22 protein-coding genes are annotated in these 18,165 nt (G+C 60.6%); 18 read left to right on the top strand and 4 right to left on the bottom strand.

Annotated features, from left to right (window positions below):
- Positions 1-43 precede the first annotated feature (43 nt).
- Both ACXWTF_RS01920 and ACXWTF_RS01915 read left to right on the top strand, forming a co-directional pair.
- Positions 44-697: a response regulator transcription factor gene (locus tag ACXWTF_RS01920; RefSeq protein WP_461713354.1), complete on the top strand. Its 654-nt coding sequence runs from the start codon at positions 44-46 to the stop codon at positions 695-697.
- Positions 690-1,859 (top strand): sensor histidine kinase, encoded by a 1,170-nt coding sequence (locus tag ACXWTF_RS01915; RefSeq protein ID WP_461713353.1) that lies wholly within the window; start codon positions 690-692, stop codon positions 1,857-1,859. Before ACXWTF_RS01920 ends, ACXWTF_RS01915 begins: the two co-directional genes overlap by 8 nt.
- Positions 1,860-1,872: 13 nt before the next feature.
- On the opposite strand, the gene ACXWTF_RS01910 is transcribed toward ACXWTF_RS01915, so the two are convergent.
- Both ACXWTF_RS01910 and ACXWTF_RS01905 read right to left on the bottom strand, forming a co-directional pair.
- The gene (locus ACXWTF_RS01910) at positions 1,873-2,475 is read right to left on the bottom strand and encodes a YeeE/YedE thiosulfate transporter family protein (RefSeq protein ID WP_461713352.1); all 603 of its coding nucleotides are present in this window, start codon (positions 2,473-2,475) and stop codon (positions 1,873-1,875) included.
- Entirely contained in the window at positions 2,468-2,980 is a 513-nt protein-coding gene (locus ACXWTF_RS01905; RefSeq protein WP_461713351.1) for a YeeE/YedE thiosulfate transporter family protein, read from the bottom strand. Before ACXWTF_RS01905 ends, ACXWTF_RS01910 begins: the two co-directional genes overlap by 8 nt.
- Positions 2,981-3,111: 131 nt before the next feature.
- Here ACXWTF_RS01905 and ACXWTF_RS01900 point away from each other — a divergent pair, with 131 nt between their 5' ends.
- The 4 genes from ACXWTF_RS01900 to ACXWTF_RS01885 are packed head-to-tail and all read left to right on the top strand — an operon-like array spanning position 3,112 to position 7,455.
- A complete protein-coding gene (locus tag ACXWTF_RS01900) occupies positions 3,112-4,032 on the top strand; it encodes an AAA family ATPase (protein ID WP_461713350.1) in 921 nt (306 codons plus the stop codon).
- Positions 4,025-4,867: a hypothetical protein gene (locus ACXWTF_RS01895; RefSeq protein ID WP_461713349.1), complete on the top strand. Its 843-nt coding sequence runs from the start codon at positions 4,025-4,027 to the stop codon at positions 4,865-4,867. The genes ACXWTF_RS01900 and ACXWTF_RS01895 overlap by 8 nt, the downstream gene beginning before the upstream one ends.
- The gene (locus ACXWTF_RS01890; RefSeq protein ID WP_461713348.1) at positions 4,836-6,878 is read left to right on the top strand and encodes a transglutaminase family protein; all 2,043 of its coding nucleotides are present in this window, start codon (positions 4,836-4,838) and stop codon (positions 6,876-6,878) included. Before ACXWTF_RS01895 ends, ACXWTF_RS01890 begins: the two co-directional genes overlap by 32 nt.
- On the top strand, positions 6,862-7,455 hold the full coding sequence (locus ACXWTF_RS01885; protein ID WP_461713347.1) for a flavin reductase family protein: 594 nt from the start codon (positions 6,862-6,864) through the stop codon (positions 7,453-7,455). The genes ACXWTF_RS01890 and ACXWTF_RS01885 overlap by 17 nt, the downstream gene beginning before the upstream one ends.
- Here the strand turns inward: ACXWTF_RS01885 and ACXWTF_RS01880 are convergent, their stop codons facing one another.
- Positions 7,456-8,406, bottom strand: a complete 951-nt coding sequence (locus ACXWTF_RS01880; RefSeq protein ID WP_461713346.1) for an MBL fold metallo-hydrolase — start codon at positions 8,404-8,406, stop codon at positions 7,456-7,458.
- Between the two features lie 295 nt (positions 8,407-8,701).
- Here ACXWTF_RS01880 and ACXWTF_RS01875 point away from each other — a divergent pair, with 295 nt between their 5' ends.
- From ACXWTF_RS01875 to ACXWTF_RS01820, 12 genes are all read left to right on the top strand, one after another.
- On the top strand, positions 8,702-9,412 hold the full coding sequence (locus ACXWTF_RS01875; RefSeq protein WP_461713345.1) for a DUF434 domain-containing protein: 711 nt from the start codon (positions 8,702-8,704) through the stop codon (positions 9,410-9,412).
- Positions 9,413-9,529: 117 nt separating this feature from the next.
- Positions 9,530-10,342 (top strand): M90 family metallopeptidase, encoded by an 813-nt coding sequence (locus ACXWTF_RS01870; protein ID WP_461713344.1) that lies wholly within the window; start codon positions 9,530-9,532, stop codon positions 10,340-10,342.
- Between the two features lie 128 nt (positions 10,343-10,470).
- Complete coding sequence (locus ACXWTF_RS01865) at positions 10,471-10,866, top strand: rhodanese-like domain-containing protein (protein WP_461713343.1); 396 nt, start codon at positions 10,471-10,473, stop codon at positions 10,864-10,866.
- A gap of 29 nt (positions 10,867-10,895) precedes the next feature.
- On the top strand, positions 10,896-11,369 hold the full coding sequence (locus ACXWTF_RS01860) for a rhodanese-like domain-containing protein (RefSeq protein WP_461713342.1): 474 nt from the start codon (positions 10,896-10,898) through the stop codon (positions 11,367-11,369).
- Positions 11,366-11,764, top strand: coding sequence for a NifB/NifX family molybdenum-iron cluster-binding protein (locus ACXWTF_RS01855; RefSeq protein ID WP_461713341.1), 399 nt, complete (start codon positions 11,366-11,368; stop codon positions 11,762-11,764). Before ACXWTF_RS01860 ends, ACXWTF_RS01855 begins: the two co-directional genes overlap by 4 nt.
- Positions 11,761-12,126, top strand: coding sequence for a NifB/NifX family molybdenum-iron cluster-binding protein (locus ACXWTF_RS01850; protein ID WP_345988998.1), 366 nt, complete (start codon positions 11,761-11,763; stop codon positions 12,124-12,126). Before ACXWTF_RS01855 ends, ACXWTF_RS01850 begins: the two co-directional genes overlap by 4 nt.
- A gap of 13 nt (positions 12,127-12,139) precedes the next feature.
- Complete coding sequence (locus tag ACXWTF_RS01845; RefSeq protein WP_345988996.1) at positions 12,140-12,349, top strand: DUF4492 domain-containing protein; 210 nt, start codon at positions 12,140-12,142, stop codon at positions 12,347-12,349.
- A 254-nt stretch (positions 12,350-12,603) separates the two neighbouring features.
- The gene (locus ACXWTF_RS01840; protein WP_461713340.1) at positions 12,604-14,142 is read left to right on the top strand and encodes a cytochrome ubiquinol oxidase subunit I; all 1,539 of its coding nucleotides are present in this window, start codon (positions 12,604-12,606) and stop codon (positions 14,140-14,142) included.
- Entirely contained in the window at positions 14,142-15,275 is a 1,134-nt protein-coding gene (gene cydB, locus ACXWTF_RS01835; RefSeq protein ID WP_461713339.1) for a cytochrome d ubiquinol oxidase subunit II, read from the top strand. The genes ACXWTF_RS01840 and cydB overlap by 1 nt, the downstream gene beginning before the upstream one ends.
- 167 nt (positions 15,276-15,442) lie before the next feature.
- On the top strand, positions 15,443-15,874 hold the full coding sequence (locus ACXWTF_RS01830) for a permease (RefSeq protein WP_461713338.1): 432 nt from the start codon (positions 15,443-15,445) through the stop codon (positions 15,872-15,874).
- The gene (locus ACXWTF_RS01825; protein WP_461713337.1) at positions 15,871-16,389 is read left to right on the top strand and encodes a permease; all 519 of its coding nucleotides are present in this window, start codon (positions 15,871-15,873) and stop codon (positions 16,387-16,389) included. The genes ACXWTF_RS01830 and ACXWTF_RS01825 overlap by 4 nt, the downstream gene beginning before the upstream one ends.
- Before the next feature lie 276 nt (positions 16,390-16,665).
- Complete coding sequence (locus ACXWTF_RS01820; protein ID WP_461713336.1) at positions 16,666-17,166, top strand: nucleoside 2-deoxyribosyltransferase; 501 nt, start codon at positions 16,666-16,668, stop codon at positions 17,164-17,166.
- A gap of 11 nt (positions 17,167-17,177) precedes the next feature.
- On the opposite strand, the gene ACXWTF_RS01815 is transcribed toward ACXWTF_RS01820, so the two are convergent.
- Positions 17,178-18,125, bottom strand: coding sequence for an LOG family protein (locus ACXWTF_RS01815; protein WP_461713335.1), 948 nt, complete (start codon positions 18,123-18,125; stop codon positions 17,178-17,180).
- Positions 18,126-18,165 lie beyond the last annotated feature (40 nt).

Here is an 18,165-nt window from a genome sequence, read left to right as displayed (position 1 = left end):
CCGTGAAAAGATTAAGATAGTTGATTCCCATTGGAGGCGGGCCATGCGCATACTGCTGCTCGAAGACGACCCCGTACTCTCCGACATCGTCGGTGACTACCTCTCAGCGCATTACGAGACGGACCGGGCCTACACTTCCGACGAGGCGACGGCCCTGGTCGGTGAAAAGCACTACGACCTCTTCATCTTCGACATCAACGTCCCCGGCCAAAACGGCATCGCCCTGCTGCGGAGCCTGCGCGAAATGAGTATCACCACCCCCGCTATCCTCGTCACCGCCTACGAAGACACCGCCCGGCTCAAAGCCGGTTTCGACGCCGGCGCCCACGACTACATCCGCAAACCCTTTGCCCTCGAGGAGCTGCGCCTGCGTATCGAGAACAGCAAGCGTCTCTTCAACATCGAGCAGCGGGAGAAGATCCGACTCGGCAACGGCTGCCTGTACGACCCCGATGCCAAACGCATCGAAACGGAACAGGGGCGCCAATCCCTGGCACCGAAAGAGGCGGCAATGCTGGAGTATTTCCTCGCCCACCCGGGGCGTACCCTCTCCGCGGAGGAGCTGATGCAGAACCTCTGGGAGTACGACCAGCTGCCCAGCGATGCGACCCTGCGTTCGCACATCCGCCGCCTGCGCGAGCTGATCGGCAGCGAGCGCATCAGCACCGTCCGCGGCATAGGCTACCGCTATGAATGAGCTCGAAAAACGCTCCTTCTACTCTTTCCTGGGGCTCTATATCGTCTCGTCCTTTCTCTTTATCCTGCTCGCGGGTTTTTGGTACTACACGGCCCAGAAACACGCTTTCGAGAACAACGAGCACTACCGGCTGGAACATATCGCCGACCGCATCGGCACGGCGATCATCATGGCCCATATGCACGGCAGCCCGCTGCAGATTCCCGAACTGCAGGGCAGGGATATCCGCATCGCCCTGATCGGGACGGACGGGCGGCTTGTCTCGGGGGAACTTCCCGCAGGGCTCCTTCCCGACGGCCCCGACTACCGCGAATACGGCGGACGGATGGTCCTTGTCTCCGACGCCCCCAAGGAGCACCTGCAGATCCGCTATGTCATCGTCAGTTCCGATGCGCTCTTCGGGGTGCTCTCAGAGCTGCGCGAGGTCGTGCTGGCAATGATGGCCGCCATCGCCCTGCTCGCCGCGACCGTCGCCTGGACCCTCTCCAAACTCTTTATGCGTCCCCTGCACCAGCGCGTCGTCCAGACCGAGCGGTTCGTCAGCGACGTCACCCATGAGCTCAACACCCCCGTGACCGCCCTCTCCATGGCGGCCGAACAGCTCCTGAACGCCGGACGCTGCAGCGAGAAGACCCTGCGCAACATCACGGCAAGCACCCGGCAGCTCTATGACATCTACCGCTCGCTGACCTACCTCAATTTCGCACGCGAACCTGAGACGCCACACCCCATCGACCTGGCCGGCGTGGCGGAAAAAAGCGCGGCCTACTACCGGCCGCTGATGGAGAGCAAACAGCAGACCCTTTCCCTTCAGACGCACCCGCTGTACTTTGCCATCCCCGAGGCGGAAGCGCAGCTGCTGCTGGGCAACCTCATCGGCAATGCCGTCAAGTACTCTCCGCCACGGGCGACGGTGCATCTGGAGATGGATGCGGGGTGTCTTGTCGTCAGGGATGAGGGGATGGGGATTGCGCCCGAACAGCAGCACAGGATCTTTGAACAGTTCACCCGCGCCACGGAAATAGGCGGGGGCTTCGGGGTGGGGCTCTCCATCGTCAAACGGATCTGCGACGCCTACGGCATCACGCTGACGCTCGATTCTGAAGAGGGGAAGGGGACGCAGTTCCGCCTCTGCTTCCCGCAAGAAGCGTCAGGGGTATAAAGAGGAGCGTAGCTCAGCCGAGCCGATCGAGGTCCGCTTCGTCGAACTCCTGCTTCAGCGGGATCAGGATGCTCACGGCAACCAGCGCGATCCCGAAAACGAGGATCATGACGCTGCCCATGTCCCCGGCAGCACCGGTAAGGATGCTTTTGCCGAGGTCCGGCCCCATGAGAGGCTTGAAAACCGGCTCATACAGAAGGGTGAATACGAGCCCGCCGAGCAGCCCGCCGATCGCCCCGACGAGCACGTCGATCCGCCCCTCGGCGATGGAGACGGGGCCCGTTCCAGGGCATTTTCCGAAGATCGCCATGGAGACGCCGAAGATCACCCCGCCGATAATAAGCCCGCCGAGTAGGATCGGTTTGATGTGGTAGTGTGCCCACCCCGCTTCGATCATAAAGTAAAGCCCGATGCTCGCTACCCCGACGGCCAGGAAGAGCATCTTCGGTACGACCGTGTCGCGCAGCATCGCGAACCCGGCGATCTTCTCGAACTTGTCGACGCGACTGTACTGGATGATCCCCCCGAAGAGGATCCCGATGACGAAGACGAGCACAACGGAACCGTGCCCCTCGTTCGCGACCGTGTCGAACATCCCCATAATACGCTCAAACATCCTGTGCCTCCTTCTTGTAGAAGAGACGGCCTGTAATGAGCAGGGTCGCCATCACGATGCCGCCGAAGATCATCGCGCTGATCGCCGTCTGGCTCATGCCGCTGAGGAAGTGGCCGCTGGTACACCCCCCGGCCAGGCGCGCGCCGATGATCATGAAAAACCCGCTCGCGAAGCTCCAGGAGAGGCGGGAGACGACGGAACCGTTCTTGTACTTTTTCCATGCCGTCGGAATGATGCTGAAACGGAAGCTCTTAGTGATAAAGACCGAGGTGACGAACCCCCCGACCAGCGCGCCCAGCAGCATCACGCCTTCCCAGGCGCCGGCACTATCGATCTCCTTGAGATAGCCGTACTGCTCCGGGTCGAGGTTGAAGAGCAGCCCCGCAAAATAGGGGACATAGGTCGAAGCGCCGATGGGGCGGTCCGCCCCGAAGATGGAGAAGGTGAACATCAGCAGCAGCGCCATCAGCAGACCGCCGACCCACCAGGGAATACGTCTGATCATAAAAAGCCCTTATTAAATTTATTTGCTTTAATAATTATAATACAAATAAATGCAAACAATAAATCAATATTATTTTCAAAATCATTCAAACTTTTTGAGCATCGCAGCAGACCCTATGCTATGATAAGGCCATGAATGATACCATCGCCCCGGAATTCCAGCCCCTTATTGACGCCGTCGAAGCCCACCTGCTCGGCAAACGCCATGCCGTCACCCTGACACTCGCGGCCTTCTTCGCCGGGGGGCACGTCCTGCTTGAGGATATCCCCGGTGTCGGGAAAACGACCCTCGCCAAAACCTTCGCCGGCGTGATGGGGCTCAATTTCGGGCGCATCCAGTTCACCGGGGACCTGCTCCCCTCCGACATTCTCGGGGTGAGCTATTTCGACCAGGAGAGCGGCAAGTTCGTCCTGAAAAAGGGGCCCATCTTCACCCAGTTCCTCCTCGCCGACGAGATCAACCGCTCCATGCCCAAGACCCAGTCGGCACTGCTCGAGGCGATGGAGGAGCACCACGTCACCATCGACGGCAAAAGCCACGATCTCAAAGAGCCCTTCTTCGTCATCGCGACCCAGAACCCCCACGAAGAGGTCGGCACCTTCTCCCTGCCCCACTCCCAGCTGGACCGTTTTCTCTGTTCCTTCGGGATCGGCTACCCCGACAAAGAGGCCGAACGCGCGGTACTGCTGGGCAGCGGCAGCCGCGCCGGTGCGGCAGTGCCCCTCATTGATGCTGCGGCGGTCAAGGGGGCAATGGACGCCGTGCAGAACGTCCACCTCAGCCCGATGCTGCTGGACTACCTCCAGTCACTCATCGCCTATACCCGCGACAGCGGCCGCTTCGTCTACGGCCTCTCGACCCGCGGCGCCCTGGCCATGGCCGCCATGACCCGTGCATGGGCCCATCTGCACGGACGCGACTATGCCGTCCCAGACGATGTCCAGGCCGTCGCCGGCGAAGTCTGTCTCCACCGCCTCGCCTTCAAAGAGGGCGTCACGACCCTCGCACGCCTCCGCCATGAGCTCTTTTCGCACGTTTCGGCGGATGCGTAAACGCGTCCGCCAGCGGGCAACGCGTTTCAGCCTCCTGGTCGTCGTCCTGCTCTTCGGCCTCTTTCTCGAGGCTTATATGCACAACTTCAACCTCGTCTATATCACCCTCTTTTTCGTCTTTGCCAGCGCCTTTGCCGCCGGCCCGCTCGGGCTGCGCAACCTCGGCTGCCTCGAAGCGGAACCCAGCGGCTGCGAGCGGCTCTTCGCCCGCCGGAACGGAACCTGCCACTTCAAGATCCGCAACACCTCCGCTCTGGGGGCCTGGGCCGTGGAGCTCCACGGGGCGGGAAGCGTCACCCCTCTGCCGGATATCCCCCCGTATACGACCGTGACCGCCGCGCTGCCGCTCGCCCCGGAACGGCGCGGCCGCTTTGAGGCCGGCCCCTGTACGCTGCAGAGCCTCTTCCCCCTCTCGACGGTCCGTTTTGTCCTCGAGATCGCCAAAAGCTGCGAACACATCGTCTTCCCCGAACCCAAAGGCGAACCCCTGCGCAGCTTCCTGCTGCGGCGCCGTTCCCCCTTCGGTGACGAGACCGATTTCGAGGGACTGCGCAGCTACAGCGGGGCGGAGAGCCCTTCGCGCATCCACTGGCCCTCCGTCGCCAGGGGTGAACTTGCCGTCAAGCACTTCGATCGGGAGCAGCGGACGGAAACACTCCGGTTCGAATTCCTGCGCAGCGGCAGGGACAATGAGAGCCGCCTGTCGCAGTTGACCCTCTGGACCCTCGAATGCGAAGCGGCACGGCTTCCTTTTACCATCGTCATGCCCCGCAAGGAACTCGACAGCAAAAAGGAGGGGATCGATGCGATTCTTACCTATCTGGCGCTCTACTGATCCGGCGGCCAAACAGCCGGGACGCATCGCCGCCCGCCTGCAGAGCTGGAGTGCCTCGCGCGAGCTCTTTTTGCTGGACCTTGCCTACCTTGCCGTTATCACGCCCCTGCTGCTGCTCGTCAAAGCGCCGATGCTGCTTTTCCTGCTGCTCGTGCTCATGCTCCTGCTCGCTGGAAAAAAGGGGAGCACGGGTACCCTCCTGCTCGTCGCCCTGACCGGCCTGCTTGCGGTCTTTTTCTCCATTTACGGGGCCTTCAACTTCGCGGGCCTCTCAAGGCTGAAACTCTTCGTCGAACTGATCCTCTACCTGCTGCTGCTCGCCGTCAGCCTGCAGCGGCTCACCCGCACGATCAACTTCTACCTGCTCATCTCCCCCGTGCTGCTGCTCGCCCTGTCGCTCTTCTTTTTCGACTCCATCGCGATGCTCGGCTACGTCGTTTTCGAGGTCTTTATCCTGCTGTGGCTGATGCTCGCGCACCGCACCGGGGCCGACCCCCTCTCCAGCCTCCGGATCACGGGGATGCTCTTTGCCCTCTCGCTGCCCTGGGTCGTGCTGCTCTTTTTCTTCTTCCCCCGTATCTCCTTCGAGCACGCCTCCTACGGTTTTCGGGGCGACAACATCACCCGCACCGGCCACGACGGCACGATGCGCATGGACAGCGCCGCCCTGCTCGTGCCCTCCGAACGCATCGTCATGGAGGTGGGGTTCCAGAACGCCATCCCCGCCGACGGGCAGCTCTATTTCCGCGGCAGCGTACTTTACCGCGACAAAAAAGATCACTGGGAGCCCCTTCCCGCTTATGTCAGAAGGGCCTTTGCCCCGAAACAGAACGCCCAGAGAGGAATGTACGGTTCCGCGCAGCAGGTCACGGCCTACAAGGTGTCGCTCTACCCGACCCACAAGAAGTGGCTCTACCTCCTCGACCTGCCGCTGGAAGCCCCGGAGGGAGCGACGATCAACGCCGACTTCGAAACGACGCTGGAGAAGCCCATCGAGGAGCCCCAGCACTACGATGCGGGATCGGCCCTCGTCTACCGCTACGGCAGTAGCACCGAACGCACGGTGCTGGCCTACGCCCGCGACGTCAACCGTAGCGCCCATCCCCGCAGCGCAAAGGCTGCCGATACGCTCGCGGCAGCCAACCCAGACCCGGAACAGCGCCTCGGCGCCCTCTTCCGATTTTTCCGCGACCAGAACCTCACCTACAGCCTGCGCCCGGAGCCCCTCGACCTGAACCATACGGCCGACAGTTTCCTCTTCGACAAACGCAAGGGGTACTGTGTCCATTTCGCCGGTGCCTTCGTCACCTTCTCAAGGCTCGCGGGCCTGCCTGCCCGCGTCGTCACCGGCTACAAAGCCGACCGCAAGAACAGCGTCAACAACTACCTCGCCGTCAAGGAGCGCGACGCCCATGCCTGGGCCGAGGTCTATGCCGGTGGCCGCTGGCAGCGTGTCGAAACGACGGCGGCCGCCGCTTTCATTGACAACGAGAGCGCAGAGCTGCTGCGCCAGACCGGTACCCTCGAGGACAACAGCGACCGCCTCACCCGCCTGAACCTCTACCTGCTCTATATCAAGTACCAGGTAGAGACCTGGGTCCTGCAGTACAGCCACTTCCGACAGATGCGGCTGCTTGAAAAGGTCAAAACGAACCCGCTCTTTGCCGCCAAACTCGCCGGCGCTTTCGCCCTGCTCGTGCTGGCCAGCGCGGCGCTCTTTCTCTGGCTGCGCCGTCCGCGCTGCGGCAACAGGCTGCTCTGCCTGCTGCGCCCGCTGCTCACGCGGCTGCAGCGCCGCGGTTTCGTACGGGAGGAGGGGGAGACCCTGCATACGTTCTTCGCACGCTACCTCGTGGTCCACCCCGGCAGCGCCCTGACCGAAGTCGACCGCCTCTACCACCGGCAGCAGTACGGCAGGAGCAGAGAAGATGCAGTACAATTCAAAAAAGCCATCCGCGCTTTTCTGCGCGAAAAACCCGCCAAAGGAGGCTCCGATGCTCATAAACTATGACGCTGCACATGCCGGTGATATCTACAAACTGATGTCGCAATCCATCATCCCCCGCCCCATCGCCTGGGTCGTCACCGAGAGCAACGGCATCGTGAACGTCGCGCCCTTCAGCTACTTCACCGGCCTCTCCTCCAACCCGCCGACGATGCTCTTTTCCGTCGGGCACAAAAGCGACGGGACTCCCAAGGACACCCTGCGCAACCTCCGCGAGACGCAGAAGTGCACCGTCTGCATCGCTTCAGAAGCGCAACTCGAGCACCTGCACCTCTCCTCCAAGGAGCTCGAAGCCCACGTCAGCGAAGCCGAGCAGTTCGCCATTCCCCATACGCGTCCCGTACCGGGGTACCCGCCGATGATCGAGGGCGCCCCCATCGCCTTTTTCTGCGACTTTCACAGCGAAGTCGACCTGGGCGAGAGCAAAACGATCCCGCTTATCGTCGAGATCAAGGCGCAATTCGTCGACGACGCCTGCATCACGGACAAAGCGCGCATGACGATCACTTTCGAGCCCATCGCGCGGATCGGCAAGAGCTACGCCCATATCGGCGAAGAGCGCACACCGCCGCCGATCCCCTGATCACTCCCGTTCGATCTTCCTGTCCCGTCCGAGCCGGAACACGTCGAAATCTTCGGCAATGAATAAGGGGCCGTCGTAGGCTGAACGGATCTCCAGTTCTATTTCGCTTAATTCATGGGGGCCGCCCCTGCCGAAGCGGGGACTGATGTGCGTCGCGATGAGGGCGCCGACACCGGCAGCCCCTACGGCGCGGCCCAGATCGCGGGCCGTCGTATGCAGCTGTTTTTCGACGAGGCTGTCGTAAATCGCCTGCGTGTAGGTGCATTCATGCACGAGCAGGTCGAGCCCCTCCAGCGCCTCGCCCAGTACGGAAGGCTCCGCATTATCCCCGGCAATGACGAGTGAGCGTCCCCGCACCGGCTCCAGCATGTACGCCTGCGGTTCGTAGACCCGCCCCTCATGGGTGACGGTCACCCCCCTTTTCAGCTCGCCGTAGAGCGGCGAAGGTTCCAGTCCGTCACTGCGCAGCTTCGCCTCGTCGAGCCGGTTGGCGGTGTCGTTCTCCCTGATCAGGAAGGCGTGGCTCTCGATGGAGTGCACCAACGGCAAAACAGTGATGCGGAAGCGGTCGAAGACGAAGCTCTCCCCCGGCGTGTACTCGATGATCTGCAGGTCGTACCCGAGGTAGTCGGCGTCGGTCTCCGTAAAGCAGTTGATGAACGCGGCAATTCCCTTTGGGCCGTAGATCTTCAGCGGCCGGAAGGCCCGGTCCATCCGCTTGGATGCCAGCAGCCCCGGCAGCCCGAAGATGTGGTCGCCGTGCATATGGCTGATAAAGATCGCGGCCAGTTTGCCGACGGAGGGGCGTGTGCGCAGCAGCTGGTGCTGGGTCCCCTCCCCGCAGTCGAAGAGGTACCACTGGGGCTCCTGCTCCATCTGCAGTGCCAACGCCGTCACGTTGCGCTCCTTCGTCGGTTTCCCCGCGCTCGTTCCAAGGAAGGTCAGTTTCATACGCATAGTATAGTACAATATAGGGGCATCTCTAGAAACCCTATGCGGTCTCAGCACCGCAGAGAATGTCATAATCAAGGCGACGCTTTGACGGCCTAGCCTAAGCTAAGCCGAAAAGTGGCAACGCCGAGTATGGCTTTTCTCTGCGGTGCCCTATGGGAGGGCTTTGGGAGCATGGTCTTTCCTCCGTTTTCATCTTGACTTAGCTTAGACTAGGCCTGTGCCGAAAACAAAGAAAATCTCACGCTTCCAAAGCTCTCTGAGATGCGCATAGAGTTTCTAGAGGTACCCCTGAATGCGCAAACATCGTGGATTGGCCCCCGAAGACACCCTCTTTTTCGATCCGAAGCGGCTGGCCGTGCTGCGGCAGGCCGTCGGCGATCTCTCCTGGCTGCTGCAGCGCGGCTACAGCACCAAGGCCGCCCTGACGCTGGTCGGCAACCATTTTCAGCTCGTCGAGCGCGAACGGCTCGCCATCGTGCATACCGCCGGCGACGGCGCACCGCGTCGCACTCCCCTGACCTTCGAGGCGCTTCGGGGCAAAACGCTCTGCATCGACGGCTTCAACCTGCTTATCACCCTTGAAACGGCGCTGGGCGGCGGTATCATCCTGATCGGGACGGACGGCTGCTACCGCGACATCGCCAATATCCACGGCGCCTATGCCCTGCGGGCCGAGACCGAAGAGGCTATCTCCCTCGCCGCCACTACGCTCAAAGCGGCCGGGATCGCCGAGGCGCGTTGGCTCTTCGACCGTCCCGTTTCCAACAGCGGAAGGGTGGCCGCCCTCGTCAATGAAACTGCGCGCAGGCTTTCGGTCCCGATGGAGGCGATCACGGCCGACGAGGTCGACGCCAAGGTGAAACGGTGCGGCGGCGTCGCCGTCACCGCCGATTCAGAGATCCTCGCCGGCGGGGTGGCATGGTTCGACCTCGCCGGCCATATCATCCAAAGGCAGATCCCGGATGCACGCCTTATCGACCTGCGTTCTGCTACCGATGCTTAAGCCGTCCCCGGAGGCCCTGCACCCCTCAGACCCTCCTAAGCAAGCTGTGTTAAGATTGCACTATCAGACGGCCTCCCTGGAGTGTTGGCCGTTTGCTCCAACGAACGGGCGCATGCCATGACGTATCCTCTCGCGCTTTTATCCATCTTTATATTTATTTTTCTGATCTGGTTTTTCATCGCCTCCTATCGCAGCCGCCGTAAAAAAATGCTCCTTGACACCCTGCGTACCGCACCCTTCCCCGAACCGTGGCGCCTTTACCTGGAACAGACCGTTCACTATCCGCAGCTCGGTGAAGCGGAGCGCCGGCGTATCGAACGCGCCGTCTTGCGTTTTGTCTATACGAAACCCTTCAGCGGGGTCGGGCTCGAGGTGACGGAGGAGATGAAGGCCGTCATCGCCTTTTACGCCTGCCTGATGGTACGGCACCGGCCCGAATCCTACGACTACCCGACGCTGGGCGGCATCATCATCTACGCCGACGGTTTCGTCGTCGACGAGTTTCACGAGCACGGCGGGATCGTCTCCGAACAGCGCTCGGTGCTGGACGGGCAATCCTCCCACGACACCGTCGTCCTCGCCTGGCCCGATGTGGAAGCCGAAGCTTACCACCCCTCCGAATACAACGTCGTCATTCACGAATTCGCCCATCTCCTGGACTTCGAAGACGGGCTGACCGACGGCCTGCCGCTGCTCTCAAAGGAGCTCGCCCCCCAATGGGAGCATCATCTGACCCGGGAGTTCAGTCACCTCAGGAACGCCGCTGATCACGGCCATCTGAACGAAAAGCAGCAGCTCCTCGGCACCTACGCGGCCACGGACATGGCCGAGTTTTTTGCCGTCGCTTCCGAACGCTATTTTATGCAGCCCGACGCTTTCGCACACCACTACCCCGAACTCCACACCCTCTTTTCCGCCTACTACGGCTGACACCCCACCCCGCAAGCTCCCCTCAACAAATTGAAAACCACTCTCAAATGACGATAAAACTATATTTTTATTTTAGTTTAATCGTCAGGTATTATAATGCTGTCAGATTATTTGCATAAGGAGTAAAAATGAATGAGAATTTCAATGAGCGTCTGGCGTCCATTATCGCCAACGATGTCGCCAAAGAAAACCTCGGCCATATCGACCTGCACAAGGCGCGGGAACTGCTGATGGATGCCGGCGCCGTGCTCTTCGACGTCCGGCCGCCGGCGAAGGTGGAGGGCGAAAACGCCCAGGAAGCGGGGATCAAAAATGCCTATTACGCACCCTACCCCGCCTTTGCCGCTTCCCTGGACCTGCTGCCCGAAGACAAAACGACCCCCATTATCACCGCCTGCGTCAAAGGGTGGTTCGGCAACCGCGTCATGGCCTACCTCGAGATGATGGGCTATGCCAATGTTTACGTGCTCGACACCAGTGTCACTGCCCTGATCGAAGCGCACTACGCCCATACCGGCCGCTGAGACCGGCACGACACCAAAGGAAAAACCGCATGAGAAAAACAGTGATCTCCCTGATCGCACTGAGCGCACTGAGCGCGTCCGCGTTCGCCTACGACGCCGCGAAAGCCGCCGAATTCAACGGCTTCTTCTCCCACATGACCCACAAGGCATGCGCCAACTCGACGCTCTTCGTCAAGGCCGACGACGTCATGAAGATGCTGCGTGAAGCCAAACCGATGCTCCTGCTCGACATCCGGACCGAAGGGGAAGCCTCCGTCGTCGGTCTGGGCGGCACAGGAAGCAGACATGTCCCCGTCGAACATCTGTTCGAAAAGCCGAACCTCGACACCCTCCCAACGGACCGCCCGATCGTCCTCGTCTGCTACTCCGGCACGCGGGCGACGATGGCGGCCATGGGCCTCAAGATGATCGGGATCAAGAACGTGCAGGTGCTCAAAGGGGGCATCGTCGCGCTCGCCGCTTCCGATACGACCAAAAACGCACCGTTAAAGGATGAAAAATGAAAATCGCAATCCCCGTAGAGGGTGAAAACCTCAAAATCGTCAAACGAACGGGGCAGGCTCCCTACTACGCCCTCTTCGACGACACCGTCTTCGAGCGGATCGTCGAAGCACCGAAAAGCGGGCATGCCCACGACGATCATCTCCACCATCATGACCATGAAGAACACGGAGGCCACCACGGGCATCACCACGCCGAAGACGAGGAACATATAAAGGGGCACGGCAAGAGCCTCTCCAACCTCGCCGGTGTCGAGATGATGCTCGTGCGTATGATCGGAACGCACATGAAAGAGGCGGTCGACCGCGCCGGCATCACCGTCAAGAAAATCCGCGAAAAACACGGCGAAACTGCCGACGAAGCCGTCAAAAACTACCTGGAGGAGAAAGCAGCATGAAAATCGTATTCCCTACCGATGAAGACATGGGGTTCCTTTCCCGCCGCGGGGCGCACTTCGGCAAAGCGAAGTTCTACACCCTCGTCACCGTCGAAAATAATCGTATAATGGATGTCGAAGGAATCGTCAACCCGGGCCACGATGCCGGGGGCTGCGGCAACGCCGTCGCCAATATCATGGCCCTGCACCCCGACGCTCTCGTCGTTTCGGGTATCGGCGGCTCCCCGGCCAAAGGATTTGAACAGGCAGGGCTCTCCGTCTATGTGGACCGCGAATCGGCGACGGTACGCGACTCCGTCGAGCGCCTCATGCAAAACGCCCTCGGCGCCCTCGGCGGCAAAGGGACCTGTTCCACCCACTGAACAAGGAAAAAAAATGAAACTGGCAGCCCTTTACCGTTTTTACCGTGACGGCTTCAGCGCCATGCGGCTCGGCCGGACGCTCTGGACCGTCGTGGCTGTCAAACTGCTCATTCTTTTCGGTGTGATCAAAGTCCTCTTTTTCAGCGATACCCTGCAGAACCGCTTCGACAGTGACGAAGCACGGCAGGAGTTCGTGAGCCGGCAATTGATGAACACACCGTAAGCACACGATTCACGCCCGATTTTGACACCCCTGCGCCCCATCAAGAGGCAAGGCATGCCGAAAATCGGGCTTTGATGCATCGTAAAATCCATTTTCGATGGGTCCACGCGCCCATGGCGCTCCACGAAGAAGCCGACAGCTTCTTTGTGCTTCAGCGCCTTAGCGGCGAGCCAAAGCGGGATGGACTTGGTTCATCCCGCGGCAAAAGGGAGAGGGTCCCTTTTAGTTTATGAAATAAAATCAAAGGAAAAATAATGCTGTATGAAACGGCCGCAAGCGTTGACTGGGCACGGGCCCAGTTTGCCCTGACGGCGATCTACCACTTCCTGTTCGTCCCGCTCACCCTGGGACTCTCGTTTATCGTCGCGATCATGGAGACGCTCTATGTCCGCACCAACGACCCGCAGTGGAAGCGGGCAACGAAGTTCTGGATGACGCTCTTTGCCATCAACTTCGCCGTCGGCGTCGCGACGGGGCTGATCATGGAGTTCGAGTTCGGGACCAACTGGGCCAACTACTCCTGGTTCGTCGGCGACATCTTCGGCGCGCCGCTGGCCGTGGAGGGGATTCTCGCCTTCTTCATGGAGTCGACCTTCTTCGCCGTCATGTTCTTCGGCTGGGAGAAGGTAAGCAAAGGGTTCCATCTCCTCTCCACCTGGCTCGTCGCGATCGGTTCGAACCTCTCCGCGCTCTGGATCCTCGTCGCCAACGGCTGGATGCAGTACCCCGTCGGCATGGCCTTCAACCCCGACACCGCCCGCAACGAGATGGCCTCTTTCTGGGACGTCGTCCTCTCCCCGGTGGCCATGTCGAAGTTCCTGCACACCATCAGCAGCGGCTATGTCATCGCCGGCCTCTTCGTCGTCGGGATCTCCGGCTGGTACCTGCTGAAAAACCGCGACACGCTTATTGCCAAGCGCAGTATGGTCGTCGGCGCCTCCTTCGGCCTGCTCGTCTCGCTCTTCCTGGCGCTCAGCGGGGATGAGAGCGCCTACAACGTCGCGCAGAAACAGCCGGTCAAACTCGCCGCAATGGAGGGGCTCTACAAAGGCGAGACCCGCGCGGGCATCATCGCCTTCGGCATCCTCAACCCCGACAAAGAGCTCGGTGACGACCGCCACGAGTTCTACGGCGACATCGAGATCCCGTATGCCCTCTCCTTCCTGGGCTACCACGACATCGACGCTTTCGTCCCGGGCCTGGACGACCTCGTTTACGGTAACGAGAAGCACGGCATCGAACCGGCGCAGGCGCGGATCGACCGCGGCAAGACAGCGGTCGCAGCGTTCAAGGAGTATAAAACAGCCGTGAAAGCGGGCGACGAAACAGGTGCGGCCGAAGCGCGCACGGTGCTCGAAGCGAACATCGCCGACTTCGGCTACGGCTACCTCGAAAAACCCGAGGATATCGTCCCGCCGATCGCCCTGACCTTCTACAGCTTCCACATCATGGTCGGGCTGGGGAGCTGGTTCATTCTCCTGTTCCTTGCCCTGCTCTACCTGACGATGGCCAATGAGATCACCCGTTTCCGCAAGCTGCTCTGGCTCGCCATCTGGTCGATTCCGCTGGGCTACATCGCCGCCGAGGCAGGCTGGATCGTCGCCGAGGTCGGCCGCCAGCCCTGGGCCGTGCAGGACCTGCTGCCCGTCGGCATCGCGATGACGGACATCTCGATCAGCAGCGTCCAGACAACCTTTTGGATGTTCGCGGCGCTCTTTACGGCGCTGCTTGTCGCGGAGATCAAGATCATGCTCCGCCAGATTAAAATCGGACCCGACGGAGGACACCACTGATGTTTGAAGCACTCACCTTTTTACAATTGCAGCAGTACTGGTGGATCATCATCAGCCTGCTGGGCGGACTCTTTGTCTATATCATGTTTATCCAGGGGGGCCAGACCCTTCTGAATCAGCTCAGCGACAACGAAACGGAGAAGACGATGCTCGTCAACTCGCTGGGACGCAAATGGGAGCTGGGCTTTACGACCCTGGTGCTCTTCGGCGGGGCGCTCTTTGCCGCCTTCCCCCTCTTTTACGCCACGAGTTTCGGCGGGGCGTACTGGGTCTGGATGATCATCCTCTTCTGTTTTATCATCCAGGCGGTCAGCTACGAGTACCGCAAGAAGCCCGACAACGTCCTGGGGCAGAAGACCTACGAGGCCTTCTTGTATATCAACGGCAGCCTCGGCGTCGTGCTGCTCGGCATCGCCATCAGCACCTTCTTCAGCGGCGCGGATTTCGCCCTCGATGAGAATAACTTCGTCCACTGGCAGGGAGCCGCCAGAGGCCTCGAAGCACTGCTCAACCCCGCTAACTACCTGCTCGGCTTCGCCCTGCTCTTCCTCGTGCGCATCGCGGCGGGGATGTATTTCATCTCGAGCATCGACCATGCACCGATCGAAGCCAAGGCGCGCACCATGATCAAGCGCAACATCGTCTGGTTCCTGCCTTTTTTCCTCGGCTTCGTTGCGTGGATCTTCCTCAAGGACGGTTTTGCCTACGATGCCGCCACCAAAGCGGTCTCGATGGTGCCGAACAAATACTTCTGGAACTTCATCGAGATGCCGGCTGTCGGCGTCATGTTCCTCGCCGGGGTCGTCATGGTCCTGCTCTCGGTCTTCAACACGGTCTTCCGCGGCAAGAGCTGCTGCGCCTGGACCAACGGGGTCGGGATCGTGCTGACCGTCATGGCGGTCCTGCTCGCCGTCGGGTTTAACGGCACGGCCTTCTACCCCTCGACGCACGACATCCAGCATTCGCTCACCATCGAGAACGCCTCGGGAAGCCTCTATACGCTGACCGTGATGAGCTACGTCTCGCTGATGGTGCCCTTCGTCCTCGCCTACATCGCCTACGCATGGCGGCAGATGGACCGGGTCAAGATCACCGAAGACGAGATCAACGCGCCCGACGCGCACAACTATTAAGGAGCCCCCTATGGACTACACATCTTCGCTTATCTGGTTCGCCTCGTGGCCGCTGATCATCTATGTCAGCTACCGCTTCGTCCGCCTCAACGTCGACGAGATCGCCCGCCGCGAAAAAGAGCAGTCGTGACCCCTTTTGCCGCAGGGGTTTCGCTACAATCGTAGTTATGAAAGAGAACTCCCGCGCCAAAGAGGCCTTTACCAAAGCCCTGCGCTCCCTTGCCACCATGACGCCGATGCTCCTCGCCGTCATCGGCCTCGTCGGGCTTTTCCAGGCTTTCGTCTCCCCGGAGATGCTCCGCACCCTCTTCAGCGGCGCCCCCTTGCTTGACACCCTGATCGGGACCGTCATCGGCGGGATCTCCATCGGCCAGCCCGTCATCAGCTACATTATCGGCGGTGAACTGCTCGGCGAGGGGATCTCCCTCTATGCCGTGACCGCCTTTATCCTGGCGTGGGTGACCCTCGGGATCATCCAGCTGCCGCTGGAGGCCTCCCTCTTCGGCAAACGCTTCACCGTCATCCGCAACCTGCTCAGCTTCGTTTTCGCGATGCTGATCGGTTTCGCCACGGCCTTGACGCTGCAGGGGCTCTCGTGAAAAAAGCACCGGCCCCCGCACTGAAATGCAACGGCTGCATCCTGCTCGCCGTCACCCTCCTGGTCTACGGCACGGCCGCCCTGTTCGCGCCGGACAAAACCCTGGCGGCGGCGGAGGAGAGTCTCGGTATCCTGATGAAGATCCTTCCCATCCTGCTCGTCGTCTTTTTCCTCACCGCTTTGCTCAACACCTTCCTCAAACCCAAGAGCATCGCGAAACATCTCGGCAAAGGTGCACGGCTCCGCGGCTGGTTCATCGCCCTCTTCGGCGGGATCCTCAGCCACGGCCCCGGTTACGTCTGGTACCCCATGCTCGCCGACCTGCGGAGCCAGGGGGCCCGCGACGGTCTCATCGTCGCCTTCTTCTACGCCCGGGCCATCAAACTCCCCTGGCTCCCCGTCATGATCAGCTACTTCGGCATCGGTTTCACCCTCGTGCTCAGCGTCTACATCCTGCTGGGCGCCTGGCTGCAGGGGATCATTGCCGATAAAATACTGGTAAAGCATGAAACGTAAAGAGTATCAGCATCTTTTTTTCCGTCAAGGCCGAAACGATCATTAGCGTGTCCGCCGGATCACCGGGGAATGGCATATCCCGAAAGCGGCAGCCTTTTGCACTTTCTTTTTCCCGGTTCGGCTTTTTCTTTGTGCACGCAAAGAAAAAGGGGAACACATTCATTTATTACGGCATCCGAACAAAGTCCGGATACCTACGCTAACACTGGGTTTCGCTCGGCGCGATGCCCACGCGCAGATAAACCGCGCCACCAAACAACATCAAAAGGATGCAGAATGAAAACGATCTATTTAGCCGGCCCCGACGTCTTCGAACCCGACCCTTTTGCCGCGGGCAAAGCCCTCAAGGCCCTCTGCGCCGATTACGGCTTCGAGGGGCTCTTTCCCCTGGACAACGCCATCGACACCTTCGACCATCCGCACAAAACCGCCGAAGCGATCCGACAGGCGAATATCGACCTCATCCGCCGCGCCGACATCGTCATGGCGAACCTCAACCCTTTCCGCGGTTTCGAACCCGACTCGGGCACCGTCTACGAGGTCGGGTTCGCCGAGGCCCTCGGCAAGCCGGTCTTCGCCTACGCGGCCGACCGCCGCCATATGCCCGAACGCCTGCGGGAACATCAGCGGCTCTCCCCCGACGCTGTGCAGTGCCGGGAGGGCAAAAGCATCGAGTCCTTCGCCCTGTCGCACAACCTGATGTTCACCCACACGGTCATAGCCGATTCGCCCGAAGCCTGCCTGGCCTACCTGCGCGAGCACTACGCCAGGGGCTGATCCTCCCGGCGCTACGCTTCCATCAGCGGATGGCCGCTGCGTTTATGCCATTTGAGGATCATCTCCCACGCCTCCTCCGCCGTTTCAACAAACCCGAAAAGCTCCCGGTCCTCTTCGTCAATCGTTCCCTCTTCAACGAGCATTTCAAAGTTGATGATCCCCCGCCAGTAGCTTTCGCCGACGAAGACGACGGGCATCGGGTCGATTTTGCGTGTCTGTACCAGGGTCAGGACTTCAAAACATTCATCCAGGGTCCCGTAGCCCCCGGGAAAGATGACCAGGGCTTTGGCCCGCCGCAGGAAGTGAAGCTTGCGGATGGCGAAATAGTGCACCTGGAAACAGAGTTCGGGGGTAATGTAGGGGTTGGGGTACTGCTCATGGGGGAGGGTAATGTTGAGCCCGGCCGATTTGGCCCCGACGTCGAAAGCACCGCGGTTGGCCGCTTCCATGATACCCGGCCCCCCGCCCGTCATCAGGGTGATCTTCGTATCTTCGGGCCCTTTGCCGCTGCGGCCGACAATTGCCCCGAAGGCGCGGGCCGTCTCGTAATAGTGGCTCTTGGCCAGCAGACGCCGCGCAATGCGCAGCTCCGTTTCGAGTGCTTCACCGTCTTTCGTATCCCGTTCAGCTTCAAGAGTGTCGATCAGGCGCTTGGCCTCCGCCTCCTCCATAATCCTTGTGGAGCCGAAAACGACGATGGTGTGTTCGATACCGTGCTCGCGCAGCAGCAGTTCGGGCTTGAGGTAGTCCACCTCCAGCCGTACGCCCCGCACCTCGTCACGGCGCAGAAACGCCGGGTCCCGGTCCGCCTGGATGAAATTGTCGTGGGCCATGATCGCCTTGACGCGCTTATGCGCTTTCGGGTCATCCTCATCGGGTTTGGGATGTTCCCAGGGCAGCGGTTTCTGGTGCCGCTTCAGCAGCTTGCGGAACGCTTTTTTCTCATGGTTTTTCTTCATGGGCACCCCCTTGTAACTCCGTTGCCCCATTGTAGCATGC

Source organism: Thiomicrolovo sp. ZZH C-3 (genome assembly GCF_054862725.1).
This window is presented reverse-complemented; position numbering and strand designations above follow the sequence as displayed.

Excerpts from the sequence above, each read along its gene's own strand:
- ACXWTF_RS01900 (WP_461713350.1), top strand. The coding sequence starts at position 3,112 with ATGAATGATACCATCGCCCCGGAATTCCAGCCCCTTATTGACGCCGTC.
- ACXWTF_RS01815 (WP_461713335.1), bottom strand. The coding sequence starts at position 18,125 with ATGAAGAAAAACCATGAGAAAAAAGCGTTCCGCAAGCTGCTGAAGCGG.
- ACXWTF_RS01865 (WP_461713343.1), top strand. The coding sequence starts at position 10,471 with ATGAATGAGAATTTCAATGAGCGTCTGGCGTCCATTATCGCCAACGAT.
- ACXWTF_RS01870 (WP_461713344.1), top strand. The coding sequence starts at position 9,530 with ATGACGTATCCTCTCGCGCTTTTATCCATCTTTATATTTATTTTTCTG.
- ACXWTF_RS01895 (WP_461713349.1), top strand. The coding sequence starts at position 4,025 with ATGCGTAAACGCGTCCGCCAGCGGGCAACGCGTTTCAGCCTCCTGGTC.
- ACXWTF_RS01820 (WP_461713336.1), top strand. The coding sequence starts at position 16,666 with ATGAAAACGATCTATTTAGCCGGCCCCGACGTCTTCGAACCCGACCCT.
- ACXWTF_RS01920 (WP_461713354.1), top strand. The coding sequence starts at position 44 with ATGCGCATACTGCTGCTCGAAGACGACCCCGTACTCTCCGACATCGTC.
- ACXWTF_RS01855 (WP_461713341.1), top strand. The coding sequence starts at position 11,366 with ATGAAAATCGCAATCCCCGTAGAGGGTGAAAACCTCAAAATCGTCAAA.
- ACXWTF_RS01910 (WP_461713352.1), bottom strand. The coding sequence starts at position 2,475 with ATGTTTGAGCGTATTATGGGGATGTTCGACACGGTCGCGAACGAGGGG.
- cydB (WP_461713339.1), top strand. The coding sequence starts at position 14,142 with ATGTTTGAAGCACTCACCTTTTTACAATTGCAGCAGTACTGGTGGATC.
- ACXWTF_RS01860 (WP_461713342.1), top strand. The coding sequence starts at position 10,896 with ATGAGAAAAACAGTGATCTCCCTGATCGCACTGAGCGCACTGAGCGCG.
- ACXWTF_RS01885 (WP_461713347.1), top strand. The coding sequence starts at position 6,862 with ATGCTCATAAACTATGACGCTGCACATGCCGGTGATATCTACAAACTG.
- ACXWTF_RS01915 (WP_461713353.1), top strand. The coding sequence starts at position 690 with ATGAATGAGCTCGAAAAACGCTCCTTCTACTCTTTCCTGGGGCTCTAT.
- ACXWTF_RS01830 (WP_461713338.1), top strand. The coding sequence starts at position 15,443 with ATGAAAGAGAACTCCCGCGCCAAAGAGGCCTTTACCAAAGCCCTGCGC.
- ACXWTF_RS01840 (WP_461713340.1), top strand. The coding sequence starts at position 12,604 with ATGCTGTATGAAACGGCCGCAAGCGTTGACTGGGCACGGGCCCAGTTT.
- ACXWTF_RS01880 (WP_461713346.1), bottom strand. The coding sequence starts at position 8,406 with ATGAAACTGACCTTCCTTGGAACGAGCGCGGGGAAACCGACGAAGGAG.
- ACXWTF_RS01845 (WP_345988996.1), top strand. The coding sequence starts at position 12,140 with ATGAAACTGGCAGCCCTTTACCGTTTTTACCGTGACGGCTTCAGCGCC.
- ACXWTF_RS01875 (WP_461713345.1), top strand. The coding sequence starts at position 8,702 with ATGCGCAAACATCGTGGATTGGCCCCCGAAGACACCCTCTTTTTCGAT.
- ACXWTF_RS01905 (WP_461713351.1), bottom strand. The coding sequence starts at position 2,980 with ATGATCAGACGTATTCCCTGGTGGGTCGGCGGTCTGCTGATGGCGCTG.
- ACXWTF_RS01850 (WP_345988998.1), top strand. The coding sequence starts at position 11,761 with ATGAAAATCGTATTCCCTACCGATGAAGACATGGGGTTCCTTTCCCGC.
- ACXWTF_RS01890 (WP_461713348.1), top strand. The coding sequence starts at position 4,836 with ATGCGATTCTTACCTATCTGGCGCTCTACTGATCCGGCGGCCAAACAG.